This window comes from Thioclava sp. GXIMD4215 (genome assembly GCF_045291555.1).
Classification (GTDB): domain Bacteria; phylum Pseudomonadota; class Alphaproteobacteria; order Rhodobacterales; family Rhodobacteraceae; genus Thioclava; species Thioclava litoralis.
Genome location: NZ_CP149516.1, coordinates 49,521 through 67,668, shown reverse-complemented (window position 1 = coordinate 67,668; position 18,148 = coordinate 49,521). Strand labels below are relative to the sequence as shown.

Annotated in this window: 16 protein-coding genes; 13 read left to right on the top strand and 3 right to left on the bottom strand. The window is 62.3% G+C overall.

The window, feature by feature from the left end:
* Positions 1–7: 7 nt before the first annotated feature.
* From WDB86_RS14825 to WDB86_RS14815, 3 genes are read right to left on the bottom strand one after another with little or no spacing between them, the layout of a single operon-like run.
* The gene (locus tag WDB86_RS14825) at positions 8–1,042 is read right to left on the bottom strand and encodes an HlyD family secretion protein (RefSeq protein ID WP_330646919.1); all 1,035 of its coding nucleotides are present in this window, start codon (positions 1,040–1,042) and stop codon (positions 8–10) included.
* Positions 1,043–1,082: 40 nt separating this feature from the next.
* On the bottom strand, positions 1,083–2,711 hold the full coding sequence (locus WDB86_RS14820) for an MFS transporter (protein WP_341485849.1): 1,629 nt from the start codon (positions 2,709–2,711) through the stop codon (positions 1,083–1,085).
* Positions 2,708–4,240 carry an efflux transporter outer membrane subunit gene (locus WDB86_RS14815; RefSeq protein WP_406737079.1) on the bottom strand — a complete coding sequence of 511 codons (1,533 nt, stop codon included), beginning with the start codon at positions 4,238–4,240 and terminating at the stop codon, positions 2,708–2,710. The genes WDB86_RS14820 and WDB86_RS14815 overlap by 4 nt, the downstream gene beginning before the upstream one ends.
* Before the next feature lie 157 nt (positions 4,241–4,397).
* Between WDB86_RS14815 and WDB86_RS14810 the strand changes: the two genes are divergently transcribed.
* The 13 genes from WDB86_RS14810 (at position 4,398) to WDB86_RS14750 (ending at position 18,126) form a co-directional block, all read left to right on the top strand.
* A complete protein-coding gene (locus tag WDB86_RS14810) occupies positions 4,398–5,042 on the top strand; it encodes a TetR/AcrR family transcriptional regulator (RefSeq protein WP_339109719.1) in 645 nt (214 codons plus the stop codon).
* Positions 5,043–5,220: 178 nt separating this feature from the next.
* Positions 5,221–5,730 (top strand): MarR family transcriptional regulator, encoded by a 510-nt coding sequence (locus tag WDB86_RS14805; protein WP_341485847.1) that lies wholly within the window; start codon positions 5,221–5,223, stop codon positions 5,728–5,730.
* Between the two features lie 110 nt (positions 5,731–5,840).
* The gene (locus tag WDB86_RS14800) at positions 5,841–6,260 is read left to right on the top strand and encodes a heme-binding protein (protein ID WP_341485846.1); all 420 of its coding nucleotides are present in this window, start codon (positions 5,841–5,843) and stop codon (positions 6,258–6,260) included.
* 106 nt (positions 6,261–6,366) lie between these two features.
* Complete coding sequence (locus WDB86_RS14795; RefSeq protein WP_339109717.1) at positions 6,367–7,092, top strand: SDR family oxidoreductase; 726 nt, start codon at positions 6,367–6,369, stop codon at positions 7,090–7,092.
* Positions 7,093–7,305: 213 nt separating this feature from the next.
* Complete coding sequence (locus WDB86_RS14790; RefSeq protein WP_341485845.1) at positions 7,306–8,928, top strand: ABC transporter ATP-binding protein; 1,623 nt, start codon at positions 7,306–7,308, stop codon at positions 8,926–8,928.
* A gap of 219 nt (positions 8,929–9,147) precedes the next feature.
* The gene (locus WDB86_RS14785) at positions 9,148–9,654 is read left to right on the top strand and encodes a MarR family transcriptional regulator (RefSeq protein ID WP_330646931.1); all 507 of its coding nucleotides are present in this window, start codon (positions 9,148–9,150) and stop codon (positions 9,652–9,654) included.
* Positions 9,647–10,345 carry an SDR family NAD(P)-dependent oxidoreductase gene (locus WDB86_RS14780; RefSeq protein WP_341485844.1) on the top strand — a complete coding sequence of 233 codons (699 nt, stop codon included), beginning with the start codon at positions 9,647–9,649 and terminating at the stop codon, positions 10,343–10,345. Before WDB86_RS14785 ends, WDB86_RS14780 begins: the two co-directional genes overlap by 8 nt.
* Complete coding sequence (locus tag WDB86_RS14775) at positions 10,345–11,676, top strand: FAD-binding oxidoreductase (RefSeq protein ID WP_341485843.1); 1,332 nt, start codon at positions 10,345–10,347, stop codon at positions 11,674–11,676. The genes WDB86_RS14780 and WDB86_RS14775 overlap by 1 nt, the downstream gene beginning before the upstream one ends.
* A gap of 140 nt (positions 11,677–11,816) precedes the next feature.
* Positions 11,817–13,475 carry a peptide ABC transporter substrate-binding protein gene (locus WDB86_RS14770; protein WP_341485842.1) on the top strand — a complete coding sequence of 553 codons (1,659 nt, stop codon included), beginning with the start codon at positions 11,817–11,819 and terminating at the stop codon, positions 13,473–13,475.
* A 100-nt stretch (positions 13,476–13,575) separates the two neighbouring features.
* A complete protein-coding gene (locus WDB86_RS14765) occupies positions 13,576–14,526 on the top strand; it encodes an ABC transporter permease (protein WP_341485841.1) in 951 nt (316 codons plus the stop codon).
* A gap of 10 nt (positions 14,527–14,536) precedes the next feature.
* Positions 14,537–15,415, top strand: coding sequence for an ABC transporter permease (locus WDB86_RS14760; protein WP_330646936.1), 879 nt, complete (start codon positions 14,537–14,539; stop codon positions 15,413–15,415).
* A 7-nt stretch (positions 15,416–15,422) separates the two neighbouring features.
* The gene (locus tag WDB86_RS14755; RefSeq protein WP_341485924.1) at positions 15,423–16,736 is read left to right on the top strand and encodes an FAD-binding oxidoreductase; all 1,314 of its coding nucleotides are present in this window, start codon (positions 15,423–15,425) and stop codon (positions 16,734–16,736) included.
* Between the two features lie 37 nt (positions 16,737–16,773).
* Complete coding sequence (locus WDB86_RS14750) at positions 16,774–18,126, top strand: FAD-binding oxidoreductase (protein WP_341485840.1); 1,353 nt, start codon at positions 16,774–16,776, stop codon at positions 18,124–18,126.
* Positions 18,127–18,148: the final 22 nt, after the last annotated feature.

Here is an 18,148-nt window from a genome sequence, read left to right as displayed (position 1 = left end):
TGTCGTCTCAGTGCTTGGCGGTATCGACCCTGGTCACGACCGACATCCCCGCGCGCAACTGGTTGATCGCGCTATTGTCCGGATCGATGCTGACCCGAACGATCAGGCGTTGCACGATTTTGGTGAAATTGCCGGTGGCATTATGGGCGGGCAGGCTGGCATAGCTTGCGCCGCTGGCGGGGGCGATAGAGGCGACATGGCCGGTGAAGGTCGTATCGGGCAGGGCGTCGATCTCGATATTGACCGGCTGTCCAAGCGTCATATGGTCAAGCTGGGTCTCGCGGTAATTGGCGTCGATATACAGATCCTGCGGCGGCGGCACGACGAGGCATGCCACAGTTTGCGGCCCCACAAGCGCGCCCATCCGCAGGCTTTGCACGCCGATCATCCCCTCGATCGGCGAGCGGATCACGGTGCGGTCCAGATCCAGCTTGGCCTTGTCAAGCGCGGCCTGCGCGCTGGCTTTCGCGGCGCTGGCCTCGTTCTGTTTGGCTTGCAGCACCTGACTTTGCATCTTCGCCTGTGTCAACGCGGCCTGCGAGCGTGCCAGTTCGGCCTGTGCTGTCGTCACATGGGTGCGTGCCGTCTCGCGCGCCTGCTGGCTGGCGGAGCCGTCCTGTGCCAGATTGGCATAGCGGCTGGCATCCGAACGGGCCAGCTCCAGATTGGCCTGCGCGGCGGTGGTCTGGGCGCTGGCTTCCTCGATGGCGGCTTTTTGCTGGGCGATCTGCGCGGTCAATGCGGCCAGAGCCGCATCGGAGGTATCAAGCTGGGCCTGTGCAGCGGCCACGGCAAATTTGTAATCGCGGTCATCAAGCTTTGCGATCACCTGATCTTTATGCACGGTTTCATGCTCTTGCACGGCGATTTCGGTGACGCGGCCGCTCACCTCGGGAGAGAGGGCGACGATATCGGCATTGATATAGGCATCATCGGTGACCTGCCAACGCGACTGGCTGGCGGGACGGTTGAGAATAATCCAGCCTGCGCCGAGAGCGCATAGAATGCAGGCGACAATCAGGATGTTTTTAGAGCGGAACATTGCAACGGACCTAGTTGGAAGAGGCGGCTTCTATGCCGGTTCAGGACGTGACGGGGGCGGAGGCCGCCGGAGGGGGCGCATCGCGGCGCGGGGCGACAGGAGCGGGGGGCGGGCCTTTGCTGAGATCTGGGGCCGGAATATGCTTGAGCAGCAATCCGACAGGGGCCAGCAGGAAGGCGAAACTGCCCAAAACGATCAGCACATCCGCGCTGGACAGGATCAGCGCCTGTTGTGGCACCACGGCGAAAAGATCGCGCGTCGTTTCCTGCATCGGCAAGGTCAGACGACCGATGGAATCCTGCATGTGTTCGGCGTGGAAGGCCTCGCGATATTCGAGGAATTTCTCGATCAGCGCCGAGCCCAGCGTGGTGCCGAAAGCCCGGATGGTGTTCACGGTGCCCGCAATATAGGGCCCCTCCATCGGATGCACCACCGAGGTTGCCAGAAACAGCAGCGAGACGATGAACATCGGCTGCCCCAGACATTGCAGGATCTGCGCCAGAACAAACTGGTCGGCCATCCATGTCGCGGTGATGCGGCTGTTGATCCAGCAGGCGATGCCGATAAAGATCAGCCCCGTACTGAGCACCAGACGCGCATCGATCCATTTCCGATAGAGCAGCAGCGCCACGGCGGGGGCCACCAGCACCTGCGGCACGGCCACGATCAGCGAGAGCGGTGCGACCTGCAGGGCCTTGAACCCGTGCAGCGCGCCCAGAGCGGTTGCCGGAATGAGGCTGGCCGAGAGCATCAGTACCAGCACGCAGAGCAGAAGCGAGAAGCCCAGCCACAGGTTTCGCCGCGCCAGAAGCTGCGGTTTGATAAAAGGCGCGCTATGGCGCCACTCGGTCACAATATAGGCGAGGATCAACAGCACGCTGGCGCATAGGCTCCAGGTGATGAAGGGGGTTTCGAACCATTCCAGACGGTTGCCTTGGGTCAGGGCGACAACCAGCAGGCCGAGGCCCGGAATGCCCAGGCTCATGCCCAGCCAGTTGCCCTGCCGGAAGCGGGGCCAGATGATCGGGTCATTGGGCAGGCCCCAGTGAACCAGTGCCGCAGCGCAGATCCCCGCAGGGATGATCTGCCAGTAAAGCCATTGCCAGAGCGGCGCCTCGCCCTGCCAGAAGGCGGTAAAGCTGACCGCAATATTGGGGGCGACGGTTGCGGTCATCGAATACAGGGCCAGACCGTGCAACCGGATATTGGCGGGCATGAATTTGAGAGCCGCCATCATCAGCACCGGCACCAGACAGCCCGCGGCCATGCCTTGCACGAAACGCAGGCCGATGAACAGTTGCAGGTTCAGGGTGAAGGGCAGCAGGATGGCGATGAAACAGCAGATCGCCAGCGCGATCTGGTGAAAGCGCCGCAATCCCAATGTGATGGCGAACCATCCGGCAAAGGGCATGACCAGCAGCTCTCCGGCGGTGTAGCTGGTTTCGATCCATGAGGCCGCATCCGATGCCGCGCCGACCTGCGCCGAGATATCGGTCAGGGCCAAGGCCCCCACACGGTTATTGACGCCCGACATCAGGGCTCCCAGCAAGATCCCCGCCAGCGCCGCGGCGGTGCGGCGGGTGAAGGGCGGCGGGCCGCCCGGACCTTTCGGCGGGCCGCCTGCCGGTGCCTGCCCCCCCGGTCCGGCCATTGCCGGTGCGCCGGTCATTTATCCGCTCCCGTTTTGGCCCCGCTTCGGGCGGGCTGCTGGCCCTTTGTCTGGGCCTGCGCGCTGGCAAGCGGCGGGTGTTGGCGGTAATCTCCGCCAATGGCACGGAACAGGTTGACGGCGGCGATACTGGCCGATGCCTGTCCTTCGGTCAGGGCGCGGCGGCTGGTCAGAACATCGCGTTGCGCCACGAGCTGCGGCAGATATTCGGTCAGACCTTCCTCGTAATTGCGTTCGGCGCTATGCAATTCGGCCTGATAATAGGTGACGGACTGGCGCAGATAGGACAGGCGCTGGCGTTCTTTCCGCTCGCTGGTCATCGCATTGGCGATTTCTTCCCATGCGCGGATCAGCGTTTCCTGATAGGCGCTGGCCGCCGCTCTTTCGCGCGAGCGCGAGAGTTCGTAATTGGCCACGATCTTGCCGCCCGAGAAGATCGGCAGGCTGACGGTCGGGCCGATGCCGAAATAGCGCGCGTTCCACGCATCGAAATCGGACAGGTCGAAGGCCTGTTTGCCGGCCCGCGCGCTGATCGAGAAGCTCGGATAGAAATCGGCTTTTGCAGCCTGCCGTTGCGAGATGGCCGCATGCAGATTGGCGTCTGCCGCATGCACATCGGGGCGTTTCAACGCCAGATCGGAGGGCAGCCCGCTGGGCGGGGTATGGGTCAGCGTCGGGATCCTGCCCCCCTTGCCAAGCAGCGTATCCAGCGCGTGGGGGGGCTGGCCCAACAGCGCCGCGAGACTGTTCATAAGCTGGGTGGATTTGGCTTCGGCGCGCGGAAGCAGGGCCTGCACATCGGCAAGCTGGGCGCGTGACGAGGCGATATCCTTATCGCTGGAAATCCCGTTATCGACCCGCGCACGGGCGATGCGGACGGCGTGGTTGGCCACATCCAGCGTTTCACGGATCGTCACGACATCCTGCTGGGCGGCGCGCAGCTGGATATAGGTCGAGGCCACCTCTGCCGTGAGCGCAAGCATCGCGCCACGCATCTCGTCTTCTGCGGACAGGGCCTGCATCCGTGCCGATTGCTTGGTGTTACGTGCCCGCCCGAAGAGGTCCGCCTCCCAACTGGTCTGCACGCCCAGATCCCAGACATCGGCTGTCTGCGGGCTGGCCCCTGCGGCGACATCGGCCCCATAGGCACTGAATGCACCACGCTGCACGGAGCCCTCTGCCGACAGGCTGGGCAGCAGGCTGGCATTGGCGATCTTGATCGACTGGCGGCTCTGCACGATGCGTTCAACCGCCTGCTGCAGGGTCAGGTTGTTTTGGAGCGCGCGCTGTTCAAGCTGGTCCAGTGTCGGGTCCTTGAAGCCCTGCCACCACGGGCTGCCTGTGGTCGCTTCGGCCAGAAAGGCGGCACGGATGGCCAGATCGGGTGTCGGGTCGGTCTTCGAGGGCAGTGCGGCACATCCGGCCAGACCGAGGCTGAGCGCAAGCAGCAAGGAAGGGCGGTAGGGGCCGTAAGTTTTCAACCCCGCAAACAGGGAGGGTCTCCCGGAAGTGGCAAAATCAGCAGGCATGGCGCTCGTTCTCAATGGCAAAGGACATCCCGATATGGCAAGGCGAATCCTGACCATACCGCTCGGTTCGATTTTGAACCGTACCGAGCGGTACTATCTTTCGTTTCCCAAATTGTCGAGTATGCTTGTTCGGGATTTTTTCGACGAGGTCCGCCAAATGGCAGAAATGACGCATGCAGAGCAAAAGCCCGAAATGCCGGAAAAGGCCCGTGTGGTTCTGGCCGCCGCGCGCGAGGTCTTTCTGACGCATGGTTTCGCGGCGGCGACGACCGATATGATCCAGCAACGGGCAGGGGTCTCGAAATCGACGGTCTATTCCTATTTTCCGGGGAAAGAGGCGCTGTTCGAGGCGGTGTTGCAGACCGAATGTTCGGCGCATATGTCTCGGCTCGAGGGGCTGCCGAGCGAACGCGACGATCTGCGCATGTCCCTGCATCGGGTCTCGGTGGCCTATCTCGACCTTATCCTTGCGCCGTCCTCCTTGGCGCTGCATCGTGCAGCAGTGGCAGAAACCGTTCGATTTCCAGAGATTAGCCGGATCTTCTTCCAGTCTGGCCCGCTGACCTTCCAGACCCTGATCGAAGCCCTCCTGACCCGCGCGACCGAACGCGGAGAGCTTGCCCTGAGCGCTGACAAGGTGGCCCGTCTGGCACCGCTTTATGCCGGTATGTTGCGGGGTGATTGGCAGGTGCGGCTGTTGACGCAATCTCCCCCCGAAACGCCCAGCCATGAGGCGCTGGTGGCATGGGTGGATTTCGTTCTTGATACGCTGTTTCGTGGAATTGCGCCGCAGGTGTCCTAGAGCTGTGATGCGCCCCACGCTGCGGGGCGCCTTGGTGGGGGTGGGTGCAAATTTGCACAGAGGCGGTGCAAGATTTCCTTATATTCGGGGCGGCGCGGTTTCTTGACACTCGCCCGTTCCCGACCAAATAACTGCCTAGGCAGGGAAACTGTCTGCCAGCCGTTTGAAAGGAGCCACCGTGCCGCATCTGACCGATCACGATTACGACCCGCTGGATAATTTCGGGCGCTTGCTGATTGATGCGGCCTCGCTTTTGTCACGGGCGGTCGACAAGCGGGCCAGAAGCCTCGGGATCAGCGGGCCGCAACTTGTTGTCTTGATCCGCATTGGCGGGGGCGCCAATCGCACCGCCGCCGAACTGTGTCGCGGGCTGGATTATGACAGCGGCGCCATGACGCGGATGCTTGATCGTCTGATCAAGCTCGGTCTGGTGCAAAAGGCCCCGGATCCGAACGACGGGCGGATGATCATCCTGTCGCTCACCGAAAAAGGGGCGGCGCTGTATCCTGCGCTCAAGCCGGTCGCCATCGATGTGATCAACCAGCATTTGCAGGGCTTCGGTTCTGAGGAGGTGCAGCAATTCGGTGCGATGCTCCGGCGTCTCATCGAGAATGCGGACCCGTTGGTGGGGCGGCCCGAAACCGGTGCCGGCGCATCTGCAAAAAAGGATAATATCGGAACGACATGATCTCTCTTTTCCGGATTTCTCCGGCCCTCGGGGCCGTTTCCTTGTGTTTTTCTCTGGCTGCGGCAACAGATGCTGCCGCGCAAGGCCAGACTGTTCAGAATGGTGACCAAATGACGCAAACCCAAATCGTAACAAGCGCGGATATCTCGGTATCCGCCGCACAGGCACTGGTCCAGAAAGGCGTGGATCAGGCACTCAAGGCACAGAAGAATCTCAGCTTTGCGGTAGTTGATCGTGCCGGATATCTGGTGGCGTTCGCACGTATGGATAAGGCGGCGCTGGTGACCGTCGATGTCGCAATCGGCAAGGCCCATGCGGCGGCGTTTCTCAAGGGGCCGTCGAAAGGCTTCGAGGATATGATCAATTCCGGCAGCCCGTCGATGGCCACCGTGCCGAATGTTCTCCCGCTGCAAGGGGGGATGCCCATCCTTTATAACGGGCAGATTGTCGGTGCGATTGGTGTGAGCGGCTCGTCCGGTGACGATGATCAGGCCACGGCTGCCGCCCTTGCCGGAAGCTTCCAGCCGTAATTCGGCCTCTTTACCGCACGGACACAGTGGCCCGTGCGGGGCGTGTCCAGCCTTTGTCCGGGTCGCAACGGCGACCTGCACGAGGCATTGAAAAAAGGAATATCCAGTGACTTTAGCGCAAAAAACCGTCGTTGTGATCGGCGGTACGTCGGGATTTGGGAAAGCCACCGCCCTTTCGGCGGCAGAGCTTGGGGCAAAGGTGACGATCACCGGACGGGATCGTGCCAAGCTTGATGCGGTCATCGCAGAGATGGGCGCGGCGGGGCATACGGTATCGGGGGCGGTGCTGGATGCCGCCGATCCGGCTTCGATCAGCAGCTTCTTTGACCAGATCGCGCAGTTCGACCATCTGGTTTCGATGGCGGGCGGCTTTATGGGCGGCGGGTTCCTCTCTGCCGATTATGAAACGATCCATCGCGCGGTTGAAGAGAAGCTCTTTGCCAATCTGCGCATTGCCCGCGCGGCAGCCCCAAAAATCGCGCAAGGTGGCAGCATGACGTTCACGGCGGGGTCCGGCGGACGTCCGCAAGGGGCGTCGGGCGCGATTGTCGGCAATGAATCGATTTCGACGATGGTGCGTGGTCTGGCCGTGGAACTGGCTCCGAAGGCCCGTGTCAATGCGGTGTCGCCGACATGGACCGTCACGCCGCTGTGGCGTGGTATGTCGGAGGCGGAGGTGGCGCAGACCAAGCAACATTTCTCGGATCTCATCCCGTTGGGGCGCACTGCCGAGATCGCAGAGGTGTCTTCGGCCTATCTGTTCCTGATGCAGAATGGTTTCATTACCGGCCAGACCCTTGCGGTCGATGGCGGGGTCGATCTGGTCGGCTAAACTCTCCCTGCCGTCGAGCCGCTGGTCCGGCCCGACGGCGACCTGATGTGATCCGGTTGGGGTGGTCGTTTTTTGGGCGCGAGCCTTGTGATCTGCCTTCATTATTAGCGTTTCCGGTCCGGTTCTGGCGCAGATCCCGTATAGGGCTTGCCGCTCCGGTCGTTCTGGCCCGAAGCTAGGCCCCTATAATAATTACAAACGACTGGACAAACTATGACGTCTCAACCAACGCCCTCGGGTGCTGTGCTTTCGGTGCGCGGCCTCTCGGTGGCTTTGCCCAAAGCGCTGGACCGGCGCTTTGCGGTGGAAAATATCAGCTTTGACCTCCTGCAGGGCGAGATCCTGTGCATCATCGGGGAATCCGGCTCGGGGAAATCGGTGACTGCCAGCACGGTGATGGGGCTTCTGCCCGATGTGATGACGGTCAGCGCGGGCGAGATCACCTTTCGCGGCAAGGACCTGCTGAAACAGCCCGAATCCGAATTCCGCAAGATGCGCGGGCGGGCGGTCTCGATGATCTTTCAGGACCCGCTCTCGGCGCTGAACCCTTTGATGACCATCGGCGACCAGATCCGCGAGGTGTTGGACACCCATCAGATGGGCGATAAGGCCAGCCGCGCCCAAAAGGTGGTCGAGATGCTGACCGAGGTAGGCCTGCCCGACCCTGCGCTGATCCAGCATCAATACCCGTTCCGCCTGTCGGGCGGGCAGCGTCAGCGGGTGATGATCGCGATGGCCCTGGCGCTGGACCCCGATATCCTGATCGCCGACGAGCCGACCACCGCGCTGGATGTGACCACTCAGGCGCAGATCCTTGATCTGATCCGCAAGGTGCAGCGGCGCAAGAATATGTCGGTGATGTTTATCACCCATGATTTCGGTGTGGTGGCCGATATTGCCGACCGTGTGATCGTGATGGAAAAGGGCCATCTGGTCGAGCAGGGCGATGCGGGTTCGGTGCTGGAACGCCCGACTCACCCCTATACCAAAAAGCTGATCGCCGCCGTGCCGACGCTGCGCGAAGAAGACCGCCTGCGCGATCAGGCGCCGCCTGTGGTGATGGAGGTGAAGAACCTGCACAAGACCTATCGCACGCGCTCGGGGTTTCTGGGCAAGATGCGCGAGGTCCATGCCGTGAATGACATCAGCTTCACCCTGCGCAAAGGCGAGACGCTGGGGATTGTGGGCGAAAGCGGCTCGGGGAAATCCTCGATGGGCAAGGTTCTGATGAAGCTGATCGGCGCCGATGGCGGGCAGATCAATTTCCGTGGCGAGAACACGCTTGCGCTGAGCGAGGCCGAATTCCGCCCCCTGCGCGCCCGTATCCAGATGATCTTCCAAGACCCCTATGCCTCGCTCAATCCGCGCTTCACCGTGGGGCAGGCGATGTGTGTGGGGCCGGTGGCGCACCGGTTGCTGACCCATGCGGATGCGCGCAAGAAGGCCGAGCGTCTCTTGCAGACCGTCGGGCTGGAGGCGCAGGCCTTTGACCGCTACCCGCATGAGTTCTCGGGCGGTCAGCGCCAACGGGTGGGGATTGCGCGCGCGCTGATGTTCGATCCCGATGTGATTGTGGCGGATGAGGCGGTCTCGGCGCTGGATGTGTCTATTCAGGCGCAGGTGCTGGACCTGTTGAACCGGCTGCAACAGGAGAGCAAGCTGGCGATGGTCTTCATCACCCATGACCTGCGCGTGGCCAGCCAGATCTGCGACGATATTCTGGTGATGCACCGCGGGAAAATGGTGGAATACGGCCCGCCCTCGCAGATCTTCCGCAACCCGAGCCATGACTATACCCGCAATCTGGTCTCGGCGATTCCGGGGATGGCGGCCTGAGGGGCGGCGTCTTACGGGCGGCGCCTGCCGTCGCCCGATCCGGCCTGTTTCACAAAATGCATCCGTGACGCGCATCTTTCCCTGTGGAAACCGGTGCAAACGCATCAATTCCGTGCAGTAGTTGTGAAGCGCAACCAATATCGTTGTGTTTCACAACTTTCCTCTTGCCCGAGGCCGCAAATGGCGGAACCCTGAGGGCAGGAACCGGAAAGGAGCGACATGGCGGATTTTGACCTTCCCCCCGAGAATGACGACCCGCCCATGATCATCGGCGGGCACCGGATCGACATTCTGGAAGGGGCGCTCAGCTGGTATATCCGTTCGCTCGATTCCATCGTCTCGCGCGATCTCGACAAGCGGATGGCGCATCTGGAGATCGCCAAGGGCAAAGGCAAGATCACCGCGCTTTTGCTGGTTGACGACTACCCCGCGATCCGCCCGTCCGAGATTGCCGAGGTGCTGATGCGCGACCGTCCGGCCACGGGTCGCATTCTTGACCGCATGGTGGAGCAGGGACTGATCCGGCGCGAGCCCTCGCCCGATGACCAGCGCGCCCAGTCGCTGTTTATCACCGAAAAGGGCCATGCGCTGTCGTTAGAAGTCCGCGAGATCATCCGCACGCAGGAGGCCGAGTTCTTCCATATGATCCCCGCACCCGAGCGTCAGGCATTCAAACGGATGCTGAAAAGCGCCTATATCAATATGAGGAAGAGCTGGCATGACTGAGCCGCGTTGTGTGATGATTTCAGGGGCCAATCGCGGCATCGGGGCGGCGGTGGCCAAGCGTCTTCATGAGGCGGGCTGGGCCCTGAGCCTTGGCATGCGTCGCCCCGCTTTGCCCGCTTGGGCCGATGCCGCGCGGGTGCAGGTCTGCGCCTATGATGCCACCGATCCGGCCTCTGCCATCGCTTGGGCCAAGGCGGCTTTGGCACGCTTTGGGCGGATTGATGCGCTGGTGGCCAATGCGGGCATCGCCAATCCGCAGGATGTGGTGAGCATTTCCGATGACGAGATGAACGCCCTGTTGCAGGTGAATGTGATGGGCCCGCAGCGTCTGGCCAAAGCCGCTTGGGAGGGGCTGAAGGTCTCGGGGCAGGGAAGGGTGATCCTTTTGGGCTCGCTTTCGGGGAAACGGGTGAAATCGGCGCGCTCCGGCCCCTATTCGGTGTCGAAATTCGCGGTGGTGGGGCTGGCGCATGCGCTTCGGCACGCAGGATTCGATGACGGGATCCGCGCCACCGCCATTTGCCCCGGTTTTGTGGCCACCGATATGGCGCAAAGCCTGACCGACCGGGACACAGCCGCGATGACCCAACCCGAAGACCTTGCGCAGGTGATTGAAATGCTGATCAACCTGCCCAACACGGCGAGCGTCGCCGAATTTCATGTGAATTGCCAGCTCGAGGAGAGCTTCTGATGCCCGGTCCTTTTGTTGTTCCTGTTCATGGGGATGTGGATCTGCCCGAAAAGGTGGATGTGGTGGTGATCGGGGGCGGCATCATCGGCACCTCGACTGCGCTGGAACTGGTTGAACGCGGCCTGAAGGTCGCTTTGTGCGAGAAGGGCGGCATCGGGCACGAACAATCCAGCCGCAACTGGGGCTGGGTGCGGATCACGCGCCGCGACCCGCGCGAGGTGCCGCTGATGGCCGAAGCGCTGCGCATCTGGGACGGGATGGCCGAGCGTACGGGCCGCGATCTGGGCTTCAAACGGTCGGGGATCGCCTTTGCCTGCGCCGATGACAAAGCCTATGCCGAGCATGAGAAGTGGCTGGAGAACCTGCGCGATTACCAGATCGACAGCCGGATGATCTCGGCGGATGAATTCGCCCAGCTCAATCCGGGCTGCAAGATGAAGGTGAAGGGTGCGCTTTATACCGCCGCCGACGCCCGCGCCGAGCCGCAGAAGGCCGCCCCCGCCATTGCCGAGGCTGCCCGCGACCGTGGGGCCTATATCCTGACCGAATGCGCCGTACGCGGGATCGAGACCTCGGGCGGTTATGTCTCGGGGGTGGTGACCGAGCGCGGTCCGATCGCCTGTGAACAGGTGGTGCTGGCCGGTGGCGCATGGTCGAGCCTCTTCGCCCGCAACAACGGGCTGCGCCTGCCGCAGCTGAAGGTTAAGAACTCGGTCATCCGCACCAAGCCGCTGGAAGGCGGGCCGGAGATGGCGATCTGGTCCGAAGGTTTCTCGATCCGCAAGCGGCAGGATGGCGGCTATACGATTGCCGACGGCTTCCGCAATATCGTGGATATCGTGCCCGATAGCTTCCGCTATATGAAGGACTTCCTGCCCGCGCTTGGTGCCGAATGGAAGGCGCTGATGTTGCGCTTTGGCGGGCGTTTCTATGACGAGGCCCGCATCCCCAACCGCTGGCGGCTGGATGAGGCAAGCCCTTTCGAATATAACCGCGTACTTGACCCTAAGCCTGCGTTCAATCTGCAAGACAAAGCGCTGGCCAATCTGCGCGAGGCATTCCCTGTCTTCAATGACGCCCAGATCGCCCAGCGGTGGGCAGGGGCCATTGATGTGACGCCCGACGCCATTCCGGTGATCTCGCCCGTCGACCAGATCCCCGGCTTCCATATCGCCACCGGCTTTTCCGGCCACGGTTTCGGCATCGGGCCTGGCGCGGGCCGTCTGATGGCCGATCTGGTCACCGGCCGCACGCCCGTGGTCGATACAAAGCCTTTCCGTTTCAACCGCTTCAGTGATGGCACAAAGATAGAGATTATCAGCGGTTTCTAACCCGTCAGGGGGCGGCTCATCGCCCTGTGACACCCTAAGCGGGGCCAACCCGCACTCTCGACAGACAGACCTATCCCCGCAAGCCACCCGCTTTGCGGAGCGGGATAGATTTGCCTGCAACCAACAACAGGGAATGCACGATGACGCAAGATCACAAGACCACATTCACCCGCCGCCAGAGCCTGATGATGATGGGGGCGGCCGGTTCGCTGGGCCTGATGGGGCCAAGCCTTCTGCGCAAGGATGCGGCGCTGGCGGCCAATGCCTCGCCCGAGGGGCAGCTGGTGCTGGCCTTTTCGCAAGAACCCACCGTTTTCAACCCCTTGATGCCGCATATCGAGGTGGATGAGGGCGTTTATTACGCCATTTTCGATACGCTGTTCGATTTCGACCCCGAGGGCCAGCTGTTCCCGATCCTTGCCGCCGAAGTGCCCACCGTTGCCAATGGCGGGATCTCGGAAGACGGGCTGAGCTGGAAGGTCAAATTGAAGGACGGCGTCACTTGGCACGACGGCACGCCCTTCACCGCCGAGGACGTGAAATTCAGCCTTGAACTGACCGTGAACCCCGATTTCCGGTCCTTCCGCTCAACCGGCTATAAGTTCATGCGCGACATCACCGTGGTCTCGCCCACCGAGATCACCTGGACCATGTCCGAACCCTTCGCGCCGCTCGCAGGCGTTCTGGCCTCGACCTATATGATCCCCAAGGCAGCCTTTGACGGTCAGGCCGATCTGAACAATACGCCCTTCATGAACAGCCCCATCGGCACCGGCCCCTATAAGTGGAAGACCCGTATGGCGGGCGACCATATTGAGTTGGAGGCCAATGCCGACTACCATATGGACGGGCCGCATCTGAAATCGCTGATCATCAAATATGTGCCTGATCTCAACGTGATGTACACCCAGTTCAAGTCGGGCGACATTGATGTGGTGGGGCTGCAATATATCTCGCCCGACCATCTGGCCGAGGCCGAGAAACTGCCGGGCAAAGTGGTCAAAGTGGCAGGTACCGCGACCTTCGAAAGCTTCGGGCTGAACATGCAGCGCCCGCAGTTTCAGGATCTGGCGGTGCGTCAGGCGCTTTATGCGGCCATCGACAAAAGCTCGATTATCGATGCGCTTTACTACGGCGTGCCGACCCCCACCGAGACCTATATGCCGCAGCAGAGCTTCTACTATAACCCCGATCTGCCCAAGCATGAGTTTTCCATCGAGGCCGCCAACAAGCTGCTGGATGACGCAGGCTGGGAGAAAGGCGCCGATGGTATTCGCGCCAAGGATGGTGTGAAACTGTCCTTCACCAATTCCACCACCGCCGGCAATCACCTGCGCGAGCAGGCACAGCAATTCATCCAGCAGACCTTCAAGGAGATCGGCGTGGATATGCAGATCAAGAACCTGCCGCCAGCCGTGATGTGGGGCGATTACTGGATGAATTCGGAATTCGATACGGTGGTTGTGGGGCTGAACTGTCTGGCGGGCGCCGACCCTGATACGTCGGATTACTTCATGTCCACCATGTCGCCTGCCTTGGGTGGTTCGGGGCAGAACACCTTCGCCTATCAAAGCGAGAAGGTGGACGAGCTGCTGAAGGCCGGTGCGAAAAGCTTTGTGCCAGAGGACCGCAAGAAGATCTATCAGGAACAGCAGGCCGTCATGCGTCATGACCTGCCCTTCCTGCCGATGTTCCAATACGCCGTTGTCAAAGGCTGGAAGGACGATGTCGCAGGGCCCACGCCCAATGTGAACAACCGCATCGATACATGGAACGTGCGCGACTGGTCGCGCACCTGACCCCCAGCCGGAGGGCGCATCCCTCCGGACCCTGTCCCTCCGCGCGATCCGCGGAGGGGCCTTTTCCCCTATTTCCGAAGCCCCAACCGAAAGGCACGACATGCTGCGCTATATCCTGTCCCGCCTCGGGCAAAGCCTGATCCTTCTTGTCATCGTCTCCTGCATCGGGTTCTGCGTGCTGTCGCTGGCCCCCGGAGGTCCGCTCTCGCAATTCGCCCTTAGCCCCGGCATGACGCAGGAGCAGCTGGCCAAGATCGCCGAGCAGATGGGCCTGAACCGCCCGCTTCCGGTGCAATATATCGACTGGCTTAGCCATTTGTGCGTGGGCGACTGGGGGCAAAGCTACCGCGACGGCCAGCCCGTTCTGGCGGTCATCGGGCGGCATCTCTTTGCCACGCTTTTGCTGATGGGCACGGCGACGGTGATTTCGGTGACGCTGGGCTCGGCCATCGGGATTTTCTCGGCGCTCAAACGTGGGGGAGCCTTTGACTATACGATGACGGTCTTTGCCATGGTCGCGCTGTCGATCCCGACCTTCTGGTTCGGGCTTGTCGCGATCTATGTCTTCTCGCTCAATCTGGGCTGGCTGCCTGCGGGCAATATGTACACCGTGGGTGATGGGTCGGTGCTGGACTATCTGCGCCACCTGATCCTGCCCGCAATGGTGCTGGCGCTTGTCGATGTGGCGATCTGGTCGCGCTATATGCGGACCTCGACGCTGAACGTCATCAAACAGGATTTCGTGCGCACGGCGCGTGCCAAAGGGCTGACCTCGCGCCGTGTGCTTTTCAAACATATCGTGGGCAATTCGCTGGTGCCGATGATCACCTTGGCGGGCTTGCAGCTGCCCATGGTGCTGGGTGGCGCACTGGTGACGGAGACCGTTTTCACATGGCCCGGCATGGGGCGTCTGTTCCTCGATAGCCTTGGCTATAACGACTATCCGGTGGTGATGGGGCTGCTGATGGCCTCGGCCATTCTGGTGCTGGTGGGCAATCTGGCCGCCGATCTCATTGTTGCGCTGATCGATCCGCGCATCCGTCTGGACTGAGGAGGTTTTGATGACCACCACCACAACTGATCTCGCGCCCCGCGCCAAAGTCTTCCGCTCGCGCGCGCTGCGCCGCTTTGCCTCGCATAAGCTGGCGCTTCTGGGGCTCATCATGGTGCTGGCGCTGACCGTGGCCTGTTTCGCGGGGCCGCATTTCCTGCCCTATGACGAACTCTATATCGACCTGCGCGCGCGCTTTGCGCCCCCCGGCACCGGCGCGCATATCTTTGGCACCGACCCGCTGGGCCGCGATATTGCCGCGCGTCTGTTCCATGCGGGGCAGGTGTCTATGGCCATCGGCTTTGCGGTGATGGTGATTGCCACCGCCATCGGGTCGGTCATCGGGGTGCTGTCGGGCTATTACGGCGGTAAGGTCTCGGCGGTGCTGATGCGGATCGTCGATGCGTTTCTGTCCTTTCCGTCGGTTTTCCTGCTGCTGGCGCTGGCGGCCTTTATCCAGCCCGGTCCGGTGATGATCGCGCTGATCATTGCCGCGACCAGCTGGATGGAGGTGGCCCGCATCGTCGAGGCCGAGGTCAAATCGCTAAAGGGTCAGGATTTCGTGCAGGCCGCCCAGATGCTGGGCCTGTCCGAGCGCTGGATCATGTTCCGCGAGCTTCTGCCCAATGCCATCGGCCCGATCATCGTGGCCGCCACGCTGACGGTGGCCCGCGCGATCCTGCTGGAGGCCTATATCTCTTTCCTCGGCTATGGCATCCAGCCGCCGCTGCCCTCTTGGGGCAATATGCTCAATGGTGCGCAGCAATATCTCGATAGCGCGCCTTGGCTGGCCATTGTGCCCGGTGTGGCGATCACCATTGCCGTGGCGGGGTTCAACTTTATCGGAGACGGTCTGCGCGACGCCTTCGACAGCCGCACCGATCTGTGAGGGCATGATGCGCCGGTTTTCCTCCTTCGAGGATACGCTCTGGTATGCAACGGCCGCCCCCGCGCCGCAGACGCGGCCCTTGCAAGGCGAGACACGGGCGGATGTCTGTATTGTGGGCGCGGGCTATTCCGGCCTGACCACGGCTTTGGAGCTCGCCAAACAGGGCGTCAGCGTGGTGGTGCTAGAGCGCGCTCAGGTGGGGTTTGGCGGCTCGGGGCGGAACGCGGGCCATTGCACGCCGACCTTCACCCATTATTCGCTGCCCGATCTGCGCCGCGTGCTGGGCGAACCTTGGGCCGAGCGGCTGATCCACCGCCAGACCCGCGCCAATGACCGCGTGGGCGCGATGATCCGCGATTATGGGATTGATTGCGAATGGGAGCAGAACGGCTATGTGCAGGGCGCTTTATTCCCCAGCCATATCAAGGTGATGGAGCAACGCGCCGCCGAGTATAACGCGGTGGGTGCCCGCACGCGTATGCTCGACCGCGCCGAGGTTGCAGCGATCACCGGATCACCGCGTTTCTTGGGCGGGTGGTATCACGAAGAGGCGGGCGGGCTGAATGCACTTGGCTATGCGCGGGGGCTGGCGCGAGCGGTCATGCGCGAAGGCGGGCAAATCTTCACCGAAAGCTGTGTCACCGGCACCTTGCGCGAGGGCAGGAAATGGGCGGTCACCACGCCGCAGGGCAGGGTGCTGGCCGAGAAGGTGATCTATACCACGGGCGCCTATACGGTGGCGGGTTGGCCGAAGCTCGACCAGACCTTCCGCATCCTGCGGGTGTTTGTGGCGGCGACCCAACCTCTGTCGCCCGAAACGCAGGCCCATCTTCTGCCCAAGCGCACCACCATTCAGGACGGGCGCGGCGATATCTACGTCTATAAATACAGCGCGCAAAACCGCATCGTGGCCTCGATGTTCCCGATGGTCCGGCGCGGCTATGACCGTGCGCTCACCGCAAAGATCATGACCGACCGCCTGAAGTGGCTGCATCCCGAGATCTGCGAGGACATCCGCTGGGACTTCTTCTGGACCGGCGAGCTGGACATGCAGCGCCTCACCGTGCCCCGCCTGTATCAGCTCGCCCCCGGCGTGGTGGCGATGACCGGCCTTTCGGGGCGCGGCGTGCCGACCGGGTCGATGCTGGGCGGTATTCTGGCGGATTGGGCGATGGAGGCCGATCTGGACCTCCGGCTTGAACCGCTCAGCGCTCAGCCGCGCTATATGGACGTGGCGCCCAAGGCGGCGCTTCTGGGCTATCGGTTGCGCGATAATTTCAAGGCTTTGCGACAGGGCGCGCCCCTGCCGCCCCACGCATAAGGCGGGGTGTTCCCGTCTGATTTTAAGGAGAAGACCCATGCCAGGACCGAAGCTAGACCCGGTCGAAAGCGATGCCGTCCTGCCGGAGGCGGTGGATGTTGTGATTATCGGCGGTGGAATTGCGGGCACCTGTGCCGCGCTTGAACTGGTGGACCGCGGGCTGAAGGTGGCGATCTGCGAGAAGGGCGAGATCGGGGCGGAACAATCCAGCCGTAACTGGGGCTGGGTGCGGCTGACCCATCGTGACCCGCGCGAGATGCCCTTGATGGTAGAAGCCGTGCGCATGTGGGAGGGGCTCAACGAGAGGGTCGAGGCCGAGACGGGCTATCGCCAGTCGGGGGTGACCTATACCTGTGCCAGCGATGATGTGCTGGAAGAAGAAAAGGAATGGGCTGATCTGCTGCAAAGCTACCAGATCCCCGCGCGCATGATCACCCGTGAGGAGGCGCTGGCCGATCACGAGGGGATGGATCTGCCGATCAAGGGCGCGCTTCACAACCCCAAGGATGGCCGCGCCGAACCGCAGAAGGCCGCGCCTGCCGTGGCCCGCGCGGTGCAGGCCCGTGGTGGCAGCGTGCATCAGAATACGGCGGTGCGGATGATCGACGTCAAGGATGGCCGCGTGACGGGTGTGATCACCGAACACGGGCGGATCGCCTGTTCGCAGGTGCTGCTGGCGGGGGGTATCTGGTCGCGGCTGATGCTGGACAATATGGGCATCTACCTGCCGCAGCTGCGCACCAAGAACACCGTGCTGCGGACCTCCCCCATGGAGGGCGGGCCCGAAGGCACGATCAAGTTCCGCGAATTCGCCATGCGGCGCCGGATGGACGGCGGCTATACCATCGCCTCTTCCGCCAATAGCCGCTACGAGATCACCCCTGATAGCTTCCGCCTGTTCGGCGCCTTCCTTCCGGCGCTGAAGAACGAATGGCGCGGGCTGCGTTTCGGCTTTGGCTCGGCCTTTGTGGACGGGCTGAAGACCAAGCGCAAATGGAGCGCCAATGATGTGACCCCCTTCGAGGAGACCCGCATCATGGACCCCCAGCCCGAGACCGCCTTTATCGATAAGGTCTTTGCACAGGTCTCGGCCCGCTGGCCAAAGATGAAGGGCATGAAGATCGAACAACGCTGGGCGGGGATTATCGACGTGCTGCCCGATGTGATCCCTGTGATCTCCGGCACCGAAGGGGTGAAGAACGGGGTCAAGGGGCTGTTTGTCTCGACCGGATTTTCGGGGCATGGCTTCGGGCTTGGTCCGGGAGCGGGGCGGCTGGTGGCCGATCTGATGACCGGCCATCCGCCCATTGTGGACCCCACGCCCTTCCGGCTGCACCGTTTCTCGGACGGGTCGAAAATCGCACCGATGAGCGGCATCACCCGCAGATGAAAAAGGGGGCCAAGCGGCCCCC